This window comes from Flavipsychrobacter stenotrophus (genome assembly GCF_002954265.1).
Lineage (GTDB): Bacteria > Bacteroidota > Bacteroidia > Chitinophagales > Chitinophagaceae > Flavipsychrobacter > Flavipsychrobacter stenotrophus.
This window is the reverse complement of record NZ_PPSL01000003.1, coordinates 161,011-175,964: the sequence shown is the minus strand read 5'-3', so window position 1 is coordinate 175,964 and position 14,954 is coordinate 161,011. Positions and strand designations below refer to the sequence as shown.

Sequence of the window (14,954 nt, the reverse complement as noted above, 5' to 3'; positions counted from 1 at the left end):
ATGAAAAGCATTGTATTACTTGGGTTATCTCTTCTTGTAACTTTTCTTTCATGCACGAAAAGAGTAGAGAGCGTTTCGAAAGATTTGCGATACAGGGCATCTTTACACAAAATTGACTACGATCGATCCCTTACAAATGCATGGAAGGGCGACAGTATATCAATACTACTTATATCAACCCTGATGCTAGATGGAGGGCTTATTTCGGAAAATGGTAGTCAAATAATATCAATTGTTGATAAAATTGGGGAGCAGAAATTTTGCAGGGTTGTCCATAATTGCTCACCTAATGACAAACAAAAAATTATGATTAATATAAGTTCTGGTTTCGACTATACACCAATTAAAAAGTATGAATTTCAAGATCTGAGTAAAGTTTTCCCGCTGGTTTTCGCTGAGTTGAGTAGATAGTATATTTAATATGATGGTACTGTGCTCAATATGTTGGCGCGAAAAAATAAATGTATAGGCTATTAACAGATCAATAAATGTAAAAACGTAATAAGATTATATTAACAACAACAAGGGCTACCACCATGCTTACAGAGATGGTAACAGTTGTAAGTATGGTGCTGCTTGATGTTGATCATCCGCGAATGATGAACTCAGGTGGTAGCGATCCTTCGGTTACTCCATCAGACAACGGTGGTATTCTTATACACATGGATGAAGCGGGAGCTGGCACGGGCACAGGTGTAAGCTGGCCTATGGGCGATGGTGGCGATGACCCGGTAGGCGGCACCGGTAACCCTGCGGATGGAGATGTACTAGTAACAGCCACGGTAAGGGATGGCGTGTTCAACGTAAGCGTGGTAGACGATAGCACCGGCAAAAATCTTGGCAATGTGGTGATAAGTAGCGGCGACAACAATGGCACCATAAAGATACACTATAGCGGTGGCGGCCATGGCACCAGCCTGCATGTAACCCTCGATAATGCGGGCAACGATAACAATATCAGTATCTCCGCCATAAGAGTACCGCACTACACCTACGTACCACAAAGTGTAGTCTCAAGGGTATGTAACGGGAAGAGTTATAGGTATGGGTTTAATGGGCAGATGAAGGTCAATGAGATAGCTGGGAAAGGTAATCATAATACAGCATTATTTGGCGAATTAGATACGAGAACTGGCACAAGATGGAACCTGGACCCTAAACCTAATGGTCGGGAAAGCCAATACGCTACATTTGGAAATAATCCGATATTCAGAAGTGATGTGTTATTAGATAGCCCCTCAGCAATGAAGCCAGCCTCGGCTTATAACTATGGGGTAAACAAGGAAAATGCAAATTCGACAAAGATTAAGGATGATTTGAAGTATATTTTCCAATTTGGAGGAACAGGTCCTTTTCAACGATGGAAGGATATTAGCAATCGTGACAGGGATGCAGAAACAGGAACAAATAATACTCAAACACAAGACGTAGCAGATGTTGCGGAATTTGGAGCAAATGTAGCAGGTGTTGGAGCAACAAGAAAATTTGCCGGAGGCGCATATAAAAGTTTGGAGCGTAAAGCTGGGCAAATTGAAAGAAATCATATGCCTTCCATGAATGCTTACACAAGAGCAGGAGCAAAAATAAGTAAGCAGAATGCTTCGGCAATCGAAATGATATTTGAGGAGCATCGAGCGTTTATTTCAACAGGCGGCGGTAAGGCTGCTGAAGCATTCCGAAAAGCGGAGGGTGAATTATTGTCTCAAGGAAAATATATTGATGCATTTGACTTAAATGCTAACAGAATTAGAAGTACTTATGGAGATAAGTATAACATTCAATTGAGCAAGCGAGATCCGTGTATATTAAAAAAATAGTTCCTATTTTACAAGGAAAATAAGAAAAGCGCATGAAAGATAAATCATACGATATAGTTCCATTTCAAAGTGTTGGAGATATCCTGTTTTCAGACAGTAGAGAACAAATCAGAAATAAAATAGGGGGGCGCATTATGGATGGAGAATATGTGTTTGAAGATATTGTTGAACTATACGATTACTTCCCTGATAGTGACATTAAGGTACTATATGATAGAAATGGGCATTTAGGCGCTGTTGAATTTTATCAAGGCAAAGTACTTTTCAAGGATAATGACATTTTTCATTCATCTTTTAAAGCACTCAAAGAATTATTTGAAAAAATTGATCCAAAATTGGAAACAGACATGGGCTTTAAGTCTTATGAGCATGGTATTGGCATATGCGGTGATGAAGAAGATGATACGATTACTTCAGTAATAATTTTTGAAAAAGACTACTATAGTTAGCATCCTTAATAACCCTTAATAATCTTTGCCTATCATTAATCGAAACACAGATCTCCCGATAGCAAAAGCTACTTTTTTGTTGCTGCTGGCTGCAATTGGCGCACCTGTTTATGCTGCTGAAAATACAAGGGCTTTGCCGAATAGCAAAACCATAAAGCCGAAGCGACAGCAAACGGCACAGACAGCAAATGATCAGCACCGGCACAGGTGTAAGCTGGCCTATGGGCGATGGTGGTGACGACCCGGTAGGCGGCCCTGGCCCTGGAAACCCTGCTGATGGTGATGTGCTGGTAACGGCCACGGTACGCGATGGTGTATTTAACGTAAGCGTGGTAGACGATAGCACCGGCAAAAACCTGGGCAACGTGGTAATAAGTAGCGGAGATAACAACGGCACCATAAAAATACACTACAGCGGTGGCGGCCATGGCACCAGCCTGCATATAACCCTCGATAATGCGGGCAACGATAATAATATCAATATCTCTGCCATAAGAGTACCGCACTACACCTACGTACCACAAAGTGTGGTCTCAAGGGTGTGCAATGGGGAGAGTTATAGGTATGGGTTTAATGGTAAGTATAAGGATAATGAGTGGGCTGGGAAGGGGAATAGTTATGATTATGGTTTTAGACAATACGATACGAGAATCGCGCGGTTTAGAACAGTTGATCCGTTGACGGCAAAATATCCGATGCTCACTCCATACCAATTCGCAAGTAATAATCCTATAATGAATATTGATTTGGATGGTCTTGAAGGTTTCCCTGCTAATGCGACTAAAGGCGCAAATGGAGAAATGTTCGTGCGTAGCAGGGTACAATTGGTGAAAGGTTGGGATATTTATGAACAAATTACTATTCGCCCAGCAGGCACTAGCAAAGCATTTAATACACGGGTAGATTTTCTACTAAGAAGTCAATCAACAGATAATGTGTATACTATAGACGTTAAAACGGGTGGAGGACGTTCATCAACAAATCAATTAACATTTGATAAATCTATCGAAAATGGCGATTTAACAGAAATGAGAAGTGCTAAACCAAATGGAGGTACCCCAGTGAACGGTAAACTCAGAGTTGCTGGTAACGTGGTTGTACGCATATCCGATAACGGCGAATTAATAGTCGAAAAAATAACACCTAACCCAAACTCAAAGGGAAGTGATGAGATAGTTGTACTAGGAAAAAAAATAAGTCAAACGCAAAAAGAAAATTCCAATAAAAATAATCAAAACAATGGTTCTGGGATGAAAGATCAGGAAACTCTAATGCCAATAGTACCTCTTATTAATCCAGTTAACCCTACACCAGTACCAACTCCTATTTTTGAAGTTCCTCCTACATTCGTCGATCCAGTAATTGTATTCCCATAATTTAAAAATAGCATATGAAAATAAATGATTGCTTAAGTGTAGTTCATGATCTTTTAGATCATAAGTTCATCGTGAATGGTTATAAAAAAATATCCCCTAAAAAATGGACAAAACAAAATGGTTCAGTTAGATTCGAGGTTATAATTGATTTTTGGAAACTAGGACCTGAGCTACATACTTATCTTTCTTTTTCAGTAATTGACTCTCAAGTAAAAAAGATAGTTGGCAAATATCTGAATATCGACGATAAAAAAAACCAGAGTTTACATACCCTTAAATTTTTCCTATTTGATTTACTTAATCCACCTCTTGGAAATTCAATAGTTTTTTATGATAAAGACGGCTTAAATAGTATAATAAAAAATATATACGACAAATTTATTGAAATTGATTTACATATACTAACTGAAAAGTATGGTAAATTAGAAAATATACTTAATGTACTTATTTGCCAGACCGATATGTATTATGGGAAGTCAACTTTTAAATATCTGGATATGATAACTGCAGTTGTAATATCAAAAATAATAAATTCGCCGAATTATGATAGAATTGTTGGGATGATAAGTTCAGAATGGAAAGCCAGAAAAGATAAGTTTCCCTTTTCGTATGATGTGGAATTTTATGGGTTAATACTACATAAAATCATCAATGATTTTGGTGAAAAAGGTAATGTTACAAAATTAGTTGAGGAGTAATAGGACAGCAGGGATGCGAAGCTATGATGCCCGTATAGGCCGTTATATGTGTCTTGCTCCTTCCATGCAGTAAAAATGTCCTGACATGCACCATTGTTGCAGTAGACAGAGACGAGGCGTAATGGCACCCGCGGACTGAAGCAATATGAGCTAACCGACCACCTGGGCGATGTGCTGGCCAAGGTAAGCGATGCACGTGAAAGCAAAGCACGTAAGCTGATCAACGACCCATATACTATTGTAGCCTACAACCCTGTACTGCAATTTCAGAGCGACTATTACCCCTTTGGTATGCTTATGCCCGGCAGGCATATGGAAGACACCATTACCCGAACCACCAATGTGTCCTTTACAAGGGTAATGCCGGTGCATTCGCTCAGGCACATAGTATGGCCCGACGGCAATGCTGTACTTCCGTTTGACTCCTTCTGGAGAATATATCTTTTCTAACTTGTTAATTATTTCAGAACGAGAGGGTACAAATTTTCCGCAAAAGCTTCACAGAAATGTGAGGCTTTTTGCATTTTAGGGATATGGCATTTTACGTTTGTATCATACAAAGCGAGTTGACTTTTAAATGCTGCACTCTATTTGCCTTTGCCAGAAGGATTGCCAGAGTTGTGTCGTCTAACGTGTTGATAAAGACCATAAAAGACAAATAAGATGCGCAGAAAATTATTAATTGCCGCCCTGGTGGTATTATGTGGCCACATAGCCGTAGCTCAGTATAACCCGTTGATCATTCCCGATACTATTTCAGGTACAACGTTTAATCTGGCTCTGAGAGATACCTTCAAGCAGTTTTTGCCGGGCAATCAGACCATTACCGGGGGCATCAATGGTAATTTCTGGGGGCCAACGCTCATTTTCAGACAGGGAGATACCGTGCACATGAATGTGCAGAGCTACATGAACGACAGTACTACGCTACACTGGCATGGTATGCACCTTCCGGCAGTAATGGATGGTGGTCCGCACCAGATCATTCCTCCGGGCACATTGTGGCAGCCCTATTGGTTGGTAAAGAATCAGGCGGCTACTTACTGGTATCACCCGCACCTGCATACTATGAGCGAACAGCAGATGACGATGGGTCTTGGTGGCTTCATAATAGTAAGAGATGCCGCCGAGGCTGCGTTGGCACTGCCCCGCACTTACGGAATTGATGATATACCACTGGCACTTACCAGTCGCAGTTTCGATGCGACTAACGCCCTTGTCTATGTCAACCGCCATTATGGCGATACTTGTGTGGTAAACGGTACCCTGCATCCGCAGACAACACTGCCTAAACAATATGTGCGTTTAAGATTACTGAACGCCGAAATGGAGCGCGCTTATAATCTGGTTTTCAGCGACAACAGAACATTCTACATCATAGCTAATGATGGTGGCCTACTGGATGCACCGGTAAGTGCCACCCGCATAAAACTGAGTGTAGGTGAGCGCGCAGAGATAATGGTGAATCTGGGTAGTGATGCCTTGGGTAGTTCTGTGGAGTTGATGGCCTACAATGCAGGTCAGGAGTTTGGTTTTGGTGGCGGCGAGCCCAATACAACCGGTCCGTTTGGCAGTTTGCTCAACAATCGCAACTTCAACGTGCTGCATATAGTTGTTGGTGCTACTACAGCTAGCCCTATTACATCAGTGCCGACAGCATTAGTTACAAACACCTATCCTACGGCAGCAGATGCTACAGTGACAAGAACGCTGCTGGTAACAGACGGAACACCCGGACCCGGCGGCGCTCCGTTTCAGTTCGACCATGTTCTTTTCGACTTCAACACTATAAATAAGACAGTAGTTCTGGGTACTACTGAAAAGTGGACCGTGATCAATAATAATGTATTCGGGCATGCGTTCCATATCCATGATGTAGAGTTCAAGATAGTATCGCGCAGCTCACACCCTGTAGGTGCCTATGAAAGCGGCTGGAAGGACACTTACTACCTGCAGGTAAATGACACGGTTAGTTTCGTGGCTAAGTTTGACGACTATGCCGATGCTATTCATCCGTTTATGTATCACTGCCATTTTGCACCACATGAAGATGGTGGCATGATGCAGCAGTTTGTGGTGGTGGATCACACGGGAGTGAACAATACGGAAAAGCCTGCCGGAGACTACTCGGTTTATCCTAATCCTGCAAGCATGCGACTGTATTTCAACTTTAGTGATCCTGCTATGCAAGTGTATTATGTAACGATTACTAATTCTGTGGGTCGCACATTGTGCATGTTGCCTCGTCCGCAATTGAATGGCGGTATAGATATATCTAACTATGCGCCGGGAGTATATTTTGTGCAGCTCACCGACGAACAGACAAAGACCACCATTACCAAAAAGTTCATTAAAGAGTAATTGAAGTGACGATGAACAAGATGGTAACGAGGACGGGACAGGTATTGCTTTTGGCAACAATGCTGGTATTGGGTTCAGGTTTCGGGCAAGTGAAAGAGAAGGAGGTGGCCGACTTCAGGCTGAAGAGTGTGGATGGGAGATCGATCTCGCTGAAAGACTATCCTGAAGCAAAGGGCTTTATCATTGTTTTTACCTGTAATCATTGCCCATTTGCAAAGTTATACCCGCCCAGGCTCAATGAGTTGAATGCTAAATACAAGGCGCTGGGAGTGCCGGTCATAGCCATCAGCTCTACAGATACTGTGGTGTATGAGGGCGACAGCTATGACAAGATGGTAGCCAAAGCCCGCGATGAGCACTTCAACTTTCCCTACCTGATGGATGACATGCAAACGGTCGCACGCAATTTCGGAGCACAGAAAACACCTCATGCGTACGTGATCTGGAAAGAGAATGGCCGCTATGTAGTAAAGTATAACGGAGCGATAGATGATAACGGAGCAGAGCCAGAAAAGGTAACCCGCCGATATGTAGCTAATGCAGTTGACGAACTGCTTGACGGTCGGCGGGTAAATATACCTGAGACAAAATCGATAGGGTGCCAGATAAATATGAGGAAGTAAAGGGAAGAGATAATATTCGAACAAGAAAGGCGCTCACAGTTGTGGCGCCTTTCTTGTTTAATGTATTTCCCGGCTATTATATAACCACTATCTCATAAAACTCTTCCTTTACAAAATACTTCTTTGCAAGTGCCTGTAATTCGGCAGTAGTAATGTTTTTGTAGATGTTAATATTCCTGTTGAACTGCTCTTCGGTAAATCCGTTGAGGATAAGTGTGCGCCAGCGCTGTAGTATAGAGAAAGGACCATCCAGATCTCCGAGTATGCCACCCAGCAGGTAGTTCTTTACCAGCAAGAGTTCCTCTTCATCAGCAGGCTCGTTGCAGAGCAATTCCATTTCTTTATATACCTCTATAACAGCAGCTTCGGTTACGTCGCGACCGGTTTCTGTGCCTATTACCAATGATCCGCCATTTACCTCCGGACCCAATGAACTATGTATACCATAGGTATAGCCCTTGTCCTCGCGGATATTGCTCATCAATCTTGACCCGAAATAACCACCAAACAATGTATTCAATACCACCATTGGGGTATAGTCGGGGTGGTGGCGATTAGGAAACAGACGGCCAATACGAATAGCCCCCTGCACACCATTGGGTTCATTGCTTATGCGCTGCACGCGCTCGCTACGCTGAACATGGTCAAATGCTACGGGAGCAACCGGTGTAGCCACTATTGGTGCTGCACCGAAGACCTCGTTAAGATGCTTTACATCGGCAACGCTCACCTTGCCCGCCATAAACATGCGCACATTGGCCAATGAATAGTGCCCCTTGTAGTATGCCAGCAGATCTTCCCGATTAATAGCATCTATAGTAGCTTGTTTTGTGAACCTTCCATAAGGGTGATGCTCACCAAACAACAATGCGTCTATACGCTGATTGGCTACAAACTCGCACTGACGCAGGTTTACCAGCAAGCGCTGGGTAACATTACGCTTGTAGATCTCCACTTCATGCTCTGGGTAAGTAGCTTCGGTAAGTATCTCCAGCACCATTGGCAGTAATGCCGGCAGGTGTTTGGTAAGTGAGTAAAGGGTAACGGTTGCAAAGTCATTGCCCGCGCTTGTTTTCAGCTGTGCACCATAAAACTCCAGTGCTTCACTTATTTGCTCAGAGGTATGTTTTGAAGTTCCGTTCTTTAATAAACCTGCTGTAGCATGCGCTACTGCTTCTTTCTGTTCAAACCACAAGCCTGCGGGGAACACCCAATCGATCTGCACCACATCCTGCACACCGGCATCAACCCAATAGAGCGGCAGGCCATTGTCAAGCGTGGTAGTATTAAGAGGTGGTAATTTATAATCGAATTCCACGGCGTCGTGTATTACCGGTGGTTTTGTTCTGTCAAGAGTCATCTATCTTTCTTTTCACCAAAGATAGTACTCTAACAAAAGCTATGCGGCGTATAAATTGATATCTGTAGATTTATAAAATTAATATCTTGTGTGAAATGTCACTGTATAATACCACATTTGCTATGATCAGGTTTTCCAGATTCGCGTTATTAATTGTTTTGATCACCTATTGTCTTTCCGCTCACTGCCAGACTTCTTACCCGGCAGATACAGACACGGCATTTAATAAGAGCTCCGGGACACCAACTATTACACTCGACAGCAATAGGATAACCAATGTTACCAACTTAGGTATGCTGTGGGGATTTATAAAATACTACCACGCCAATGTGGCTGCGGGAAAGTATAATATGGATGCAGAGCTGTTTCGGATTTTACCGGAAGTACTTGCCGCGCCTGACAAAGCTGGAGCAAATGCCGTAATGGAAAAATGGGTAGACCATTTTGGCGTTCCCAGAGGTACTGACAAAACTTATGACTCAATAAAGGTTAAGTTCTATCCTGATTATGGCCACCTTTTCAAGGAAGGGAATTTCAGCACTTCCATGATTGCCAAATTAGACTTTATCAGAACTCACCGCAACGCTAAAGACGGGCACTATTACATTGCCCTGACAGCCTTTATTAATAATCCCATTTTCAGGAATGAGCGCCCGTATGATAATATGGATCTTAACGACGCGGGCATGCGCATACTATCCTTATTCAGGTACTGGAATGCAATACAGTATTTTTACCCGGACAGGCATCTTATGTCGGTAAACTGGAATAACGAGCTTACCAAAACTATACCCTCCTTCTGTCAACATGATGATACTGCCGGCTATTACAAGGCGCTCCGACGAATTGCAGCTAAGATCACCGACGGCCACGCAATAACTGTAAGAGGGTCAAGATCTGTAAATGGTGTAAATAAAGGGTACTATACCCCTATAACCACAATGTATGCCGAAAATAAACTGGTTGTCACCAACTGCCACGACAAATTTGGTGTAAGCAAACTGATACGACCAGGGGCTGTGATTGAACAAATAGACGGGGTTACCATTGATTCGCTCGAGATAAAATACAGGCCGGGGATCAGCGCATCAAATTACACTGCGTTCCGGACCTATATCTCAAGACCCACAGGAGCCTTATTTGTAACACAAAACCCGTGGATAGACCTTCCTGTCAGATATGCTGATGATACATTGCGTGTTGTGCGTCTGCCTACTTTGCCTTTTACAGCAAAGATCTGGCTGGATAATATATTTACCAGCGATACCGGATATAAATTATGGTAACTCTTGTCGAGTTGGGACAAGGATATAGGGAGGGAAATAAATTAGAGTAATTTTTAATTTACGAAGTAGACTTTGGCTTCCGCTTCGTTTTCTCATTTGCGTCAATCACAATCTTCTTCATCGCTTCCTCAAACGTCAGGTCAATCGGAGGAAATACCACTTCGTACTTGCTCGCCTTTTTAACTTTTCCCGTTTTATTTTTCTTATCAGTCGCCATCACCAAATCCTTTTACGCTAGGTATGATTTTGCCGTTGAATATTATCAGGCATAACCCAAATCCCAACGTGAGACCGCTTAATGCTGAAATATACTTTACTCTTTTAATATCTTTAATCGTGTACACCTTTTCTTCCATAACACCTTTTTAGTTCGTTTAAAAGTCACCAATAAGTGACCTCCACAAAGTTACCACATTCTAGTTTATAACATTTGACATTTTTATCCTGTGCTAGTTTTAATGCCCCTTCCGAGAAAGAACCCGTGCATACAAAGTATAAGTTCGTGAAAATATATTCTTTGTTCTTAGTATTCTGATACGAGTTGAATCTAACGATTGCCAATTGCATAAGTTCTGTACTTATGCTCTCCTGTTGATTCTTGCACTCTGCCCACCCATGTTGAATTATGTTGTCTTGATACCGCACTAAAAGTATGGTCGCAAATATGCAAGCTAAAACAGAAAACACCCAAAATCCATACACATATTCACTAGGCACTGTCGAATCACCTGCTAAGAATAAAACAAGAAGTGTATATGCAACAAAAACTGCGTAAAGGATTATTGACACTATTTTCATGTATTCATACCGCTTATTCCTCACTTCGGCTATCACATCTACATTAATGCCTCGACTATTGAAATCAGATACAACTTGCGCTCTGGTTCGTGCCTTGTGGTAGCCCAATTCCTTTCTCATGTAATCACAAAACAACTCCTCCAACTCTATCCCTTTCGCGTTATTGTTGGCATTAATAGTTGAACTCATTTGCTTTCAAATATGATGAATGTCTGGTAAAGATAAAAACTACACCGAAATTAAATTACCCATTCGTTATACAATACGAAGGAAAGATTTAATAAAAGATAATCAATTGGTTAGCTTTTATTATTTTGCAGCAAAATTCCCCTATGACACCCGAACAAGCATTTTATTTTAAGCAGCAATTATTGGCTAAGGGGCTTACGGAAGAGCAAGCGAATGAGATTATCTTATCATTGCCGTCTGGCATTGATAAGACATCAGAAATGTGGGCAGAGACAATTAAGCACCTAATATCAGAGGGCATGAATAATCCCGCAATCCAACAGGTTTTATTGAATTATAGCGAGAAGGCAGAGAAATTAGAGAAATTGGAAGTTGAAAGTCAGGAAAAATTCCATGCATTCTTGACCAATCTAAATATGTGGCAAAAGCTATATAGTCTGGCGTTTATTCTTGTTGGGGGAGGTGTTATATATTTCCTAGGAAGTAGCGGAATTATAGGGAAGGAAACATGCCAGATATTATTGACAATGATTATCACGCTTACGGTAACGGACGCAGTAAGTACATTTCTTAAGGCATCTAAGAACGAGAACGAGTAAGCTCCCTATTGCGTTTGTTCATTTGGATGGTATTCAAAATAGCCGCAACAAGTAAAGAAAAGAAAACGAACCCCACTACGATTAATACTACAATATCTGTCTTGTTCATTTCATTTGATTTAACCTAATCAAGGAATAAAGATGATGCCATGGCACGTTGTAAAGATACGTGATAATCCCTATGCATGTTGCCAAGCACACAATATATCGTACCTACTTGATTTATTATCCCAAGGATAAAAACACTATCCCTAGTGTTTCTGGCACATATATTGCTTCAGAAAACGCACTGAAACAATTGTAAACGTATTATATTTACCGCAAAAAGGGATGCCTATGTAAAGAGCAAAAAGGTACAACATAACATACTCACGTAGTATATACAGCGAGGGCTACATCGAATCTCCAAAATTCAAAAAGCAATGCACTCAAAGGATATAATTACGCCACTATATGGCGTAACTGATGTCTTTTGCATTGTGGGCTTTGGAGAGCCTGATGTAGCGAGAGAACTGTTCAGTTACGCTATTTTATTTCAACAATTTAATAAACATCAAATCTCCAAACAATGAAACAAATCAAGACAGCTTTAGGAGCAACACTTACAATCGCAGGACTTCTGCTAATCTCAACTCTAGGCAGTTGCGTAAAGGGGGATAAAGGCGACACGGGTGCAGCAGGTACTAATGGTACGAACGGTACAAATGGAGCGCAGGGCGCACAAGGCAATCAAGGGCCAATGGGTGCGACTGGGGCAACAGGCTCGACTGGAGCGCAAGGTGCGGTCGGAGCTACGGGGGCTACGGGAGCCGCAGGTAACACAAACGTACATACAACGACGTATACCATAGCGCCAACAACTTGGACGTGGTTAGGTTCGCCAAATTTCTATAATGGGGCTAATGCTACATGCGCAAATATCACTTCTGCTGTTATAAACTATGGCATGGTTGCGGCATTTTGGCAAGACCCTGCCACTAGTACAACAACATGGTATGCTATGCCGTATGTGTGGTCGCCTACTGCTACACAAACGTATACAGTAAGCCTTGATTGGATGCAAGTCGGCAGTTTTGGTATCAGGTTCTATTGGAATGATGGGACAAATGCGGTATGGACTACGAATAAAACACTGAAAATTGTAACTATAAGCGGGTCAGCAAAGGCAGCACACCCGAACACAAATTGGAACGACTACAATCAGGTTATGGCTGTACAAGCCGAATACGATAACAAGTAAGCACACTGTATTACACTATTAAAAGCCACTCAAAATGAGTGGCTTTTCTTTTGTCACAAAAACTGTAATTTATTTCTTTAAAATTCCAATTAAAATAGAATAATTGACACGGAAGTTGGAATACATAAGGTATAACACACTAAAATGCTCGGTCAGTTTAAAACTTTGCCACAATTATTGGATTATTTCAGGGATGAACTGGTTTGTAAAGACTATCTCGCAACGCATAGATGGAACGGCAACACCACTTGTCCCTTTTGTGGTCACGACCATATCTATATCACCAACCGTGGCTACAAATGCGCAAGCAAAGCATGCCATAAAAAGTTCTCCGTAACAGTCGGCACAATCTTTGAAAACACAAAACTGCCACTCCGCACTTGGTACGCTGCAATCTACCTCGTTACCTCTCACAAAAAAGGAATCAGCAGCCTACAACTTGCCCGTGATTTGGGTGTTGACAAAAAGAACGCATGGTTCTTACTGCACCGTATTAGAGAAACGTTCTTCGACGAAACACCAAAATTATTGACTGATGTTGTGAGCGTCGATGAAACTTTCGTAGGTGGTAAAAACAAAAATCGCCATGCTGATAAGAAGAAAGAAAACAGCCAAGGTGGGCATAGCGACGATAAGACAATCGTAATGGGCGCAATGCAAATAGGTGGAATTGTTGTTACGCAAATCGTACCAGATAGAACCGCTGACACATTACTGCCGATACTCGACAAGGTAATCGTAAAAGGCTCAATGGTCGTTACTGACGAGCATACAGGGTACTTCCGTGTATGCGACAACTTCTTCCACATTGCCGTCAATCACAAGCAAGGGATGTACACCAAGAACGCTTTTTCAACCAACAACATTGAAGGATTCTGGAGCTTGTTCAAACGTGGGTATATCGGTATCTATCATTGGATGTCGCCAATACATCTTGACCGTTATTTGAAGGAATTTTCTTACCGCTACAACAGCAGAACAATAGCAGACATGAACAGGTTCTCCGATACTGTTACACGTTCAAACGGCAAAAGACTTACTTGGAATAGGCTAACTAGAAAAGACGTGGCGGCTATTTAATCCCACTCAAATGCTTACACTCTGAAAATCCGTTTTTAATGGCATCTGTCTTTTCATATCCAGCCAATGAATTGTACTGCTCTGGCGTATAATTTCTCTTAACATAGTCTATAAAGCACGTCAAAAATGCTTCTAACTTATCATCCGTTGTCTTGTTCAATGCTCCCTTATCAATCAGCATCTGCTTGACAACGTCATGAACATCTTGCTTTAAATCCGCTGTCCACCCATTGTCGGTCACAGGTTCCTGTACTATAGCAACTACCTGAATATTCACATTGATACCATATGCTAATGAAGGGTTTTCAATGCCTATATATTGAACTCCGCTAACTAGGTTATCGTCTGTTATTTCCTGCTTCCATGTAATCGCGTGTTTCGCGGAATTGTTTGGGAAGTAATTACAAGTCGACAATGGCTTATCTCTGAATATATTCCCATCATTATAAGAACATAGATAGTAGATATTACAATAGTCAGAACCAGACGGAGCGGTAATCAATGAAACGGCAGCAGCCGACAGGCCTGAACGGTCATATATTTTCGTGAGTTGCCCTAATAAGTTAAAGTTGGATTTTATCCTTTCAATATCTTCTTTCTTTCTAAATGCAGTAATCGTATAATACCACCTTACCGTATTAGTCGGCAGATTCACCGCAATTGTTGCTCTCGATGCGCCAAATGCACCGTTCAAAAATAAATCCCCTCCAATGAATACATTTACGGGAACTTCTTTGTATTGCCCATTTGAGGAATAATGGAACAATATAAATAGGATTATGGCAATAGATTTTTTCACGACAAGAAGATTTAGTCCTATCGCATAAAAGTAACAATAATAAGTTCTATTGCAAATTATGAATACCTAGAAAACGGGATTCCTGCAATCGCACCAATTAACCCACCTACTATAGTGAATGTTATAAGGAATCCAGTATTAGCACCAAAACCTTTGCTCAATCCAAATCCTAAACCTGCGCCTATCACGCTACCTATCGCTGCTGTTCCTTCTGGCTGCATATTCAATTATTTAAACACAAATTTAATCATTAATATCTATACTATCTATTGCTATCTT

At 41.6% G+C, this 14,954-nt stretch carries 15 protein-coding genes; 12 read left to right on the top strand and 3 right to left on the bottom strand.

What is annotated here, in order from left to right:
• From CJD36_RS10970 to CJD36_RS10935, 8 genes are all read left to right on the top strand, one after another.
• On the top strand, nt 1-411 hold the full coding sequence (locus CJD36_RS10970) for a hypothetical protein (RefSeq protein WP_133162598.1): 411 nt from the start codon (nt 1-3) through the stop codon (nt 409-411).
• Between the two features lie 125 nt (nt 412-536).
• The gene (locus tag CJD36_RS10965) at nt 537-1,817 is read left to right on the top strand and encodes a hypothetical protein (RefSeq protein WP_105039217.1); all 1,281 of its coding nucleotides are present in this window, start codon (nt 537-539) and stop codon (nt 1,815-1,817) included.
• Between the two features lie 32 nt (nt 1,818-1,849).
• The gene (locus CJD36_RS10960) at nt 1,850-2,266 is read left to right on the top strand and encodes a hypothetical protein (protein ID WP_105039216.1); all 417 of its coding nucleotides are present in this window, start codon (nt 1,850-1,852) and stop codon (nt 2,264-2,266) included.
• A 188-nt stretch (nt 2,267-2,454) separates the two neighbouring features.
• Complete coding sequence (locus CJD36_RS10955; RefSeq protein ID WP_105039215.1) at nt 2,455-3,642, top strand: RHS repeat protein; 1,188 nt, start codon at nt 2,455-2,457, stop codon at nt 3,640-3,642.
• Nucleotides 3,643-3,656: 14 nt separating this feature from the next.
• A complete protein-coding gene (locus CJD36_RS10950) occupies nt 3,657-4,340 on the top strand; it encodes a hypothetical protein (protein ID WP_105039214.1) in 684 nt (227 codons plus the stop codon).
• Nucleotides 4,341-4,511: 171 nt separating this feature from the next.
• Nucleotides 4,512-4,790 carry a hypothetical protein gene (locus tag CJD36_RS10945; protein WP_105039213.1) on the top strand — a complete coding sequence of 93 codons (279 nt, stop codon included), beginning with the start codon at nt 4,512-4,514 and terminating at the stop codon, nt 4,788-4,790.
• A 213-nt stretch (nt 4,791-5,003) separates the two neighbouring features.
• Nucleotides 5,004-6,701, top strand: coding sequence for a multicopper oxidase domain-containing protein (locus tag CJD36_RS10940; protein WP_105039212.1), 1,698 nt, complete (start codon nt 5,004-5,006; stop codon nt 6,699-6,701).
• Between the two features lie 11 nt (nt 6,702-6,712).
• Nucleotides 6,713-7,324 (top strand): thioredoxin family protein, encoded by a 612-nt coding sequence (locus CJD36_RS10935; RefSeq protein ID WP_105039211.1) that lies wholly within the window; start codon nt 6,713-6,715, stop codon nt 7,322-7,324.
• Nucleotides 7,325-7,400: 76 nt separating this feature from the next.
• Here CJD36_RS10935 and CJD36_RS10930 read toward each other — a convergent pair whose 3' ends face one another.
• Entirely contained in the window at nt 7,401-8,684 is a 1,284-nt protein-coding gene (locus CJD36_RS10930; protein WP_105039210.1) for a M16 family metallopeptidase, read from the bottom strand.
• A gap of 95 nt (nt 8,685-8,779) precedes the next feature.
• On the opposite strand from CJD36_RS10930, the gene CJD36_RS10925 reads away from it, so the two are divergent.
• The 4 genes from CJD36_RS10925 to CJD36_RS10905 all read left to right on the top strand — a co-directional run bounded on the left by CJD36_RS10925 (nt 8,780) and on the right by CJD36_RS10905 (nt 13,876).
• Entirely contained in the window at nt 8,780-9,970 is a 1,191-nt protein-coding gene (locus CJD36_RS10925) for a hypothetical protein (RefSeq protein ID WP_105039209.1), read from the top strand.
• Nucleotides 9,971-11,100: 1,130 nt separating this feature from the next.
• The gene (locus tag CJD36_RS10915; protein WP_105039207.1) at nt 11,101-11,556 is read left to right on the top strand and encodes a hypothetical protein; all 456 of its coding nucleotides are present in this window, start codon (nt 11,101-11,103) and stop codon (nt 11,554-11,556) included.
• Between the two features lie 568 nt (nt 11,557-12,124).
• Entirely contained in the window at nt 12,125-12,796 is a 672-nt protein-coding gene (locus tag CJD36_RS23480) for a hypothetical protein (RefSeq protein ID WP_105039206.1), read from the top strand.
• Between the two features lie 165 nt (nt 12,797-12,961).
• Complete coding sequence (locus CJD36_RS10905) at nt 12,962-13,876, top strand: IS1595 family transposase (protein ID WP_161499276.1); 915 nt, start codon at nt 12,962-12,964, stop codon at nt 13,874-13,876.
• Here CJD36_RS10905 and CJD36_RS10900 read toward each other — a convergent pair.
• Together CJD36_RS10900 and CJD36_RS23410 are read right to left on the bottom strand one after the other, a co-directional pair.
• On the bottom strand, nt 13,869-14,675 hold the full coding sequence (locus tag CJD36_RS10900; RefSeq protein ID WP_105039204.1) for a hypothetical protein: 807 nt from the start codon (nt 14,673-14,675) through the stop codon (nt 13,869-13,871). The genes CJD36_RS10905 and CJD36_RS10900 overlap by 8 nt on opposite strands.
• 56 nt (nt 14,676-14,731) lie before the next feature.
• Nucleotides 14,732-14,896, bottom strand: coding sequence for a hypothetical protein (locus CJD36_RS23410; protein WP_170067823.1), 165 nt, complete (start codon nt 14,894-14,896; stop codon nt 14,732-14,734).
• Nucleotides 14,897-14,954: the final 58 nt, after the last annotated feature.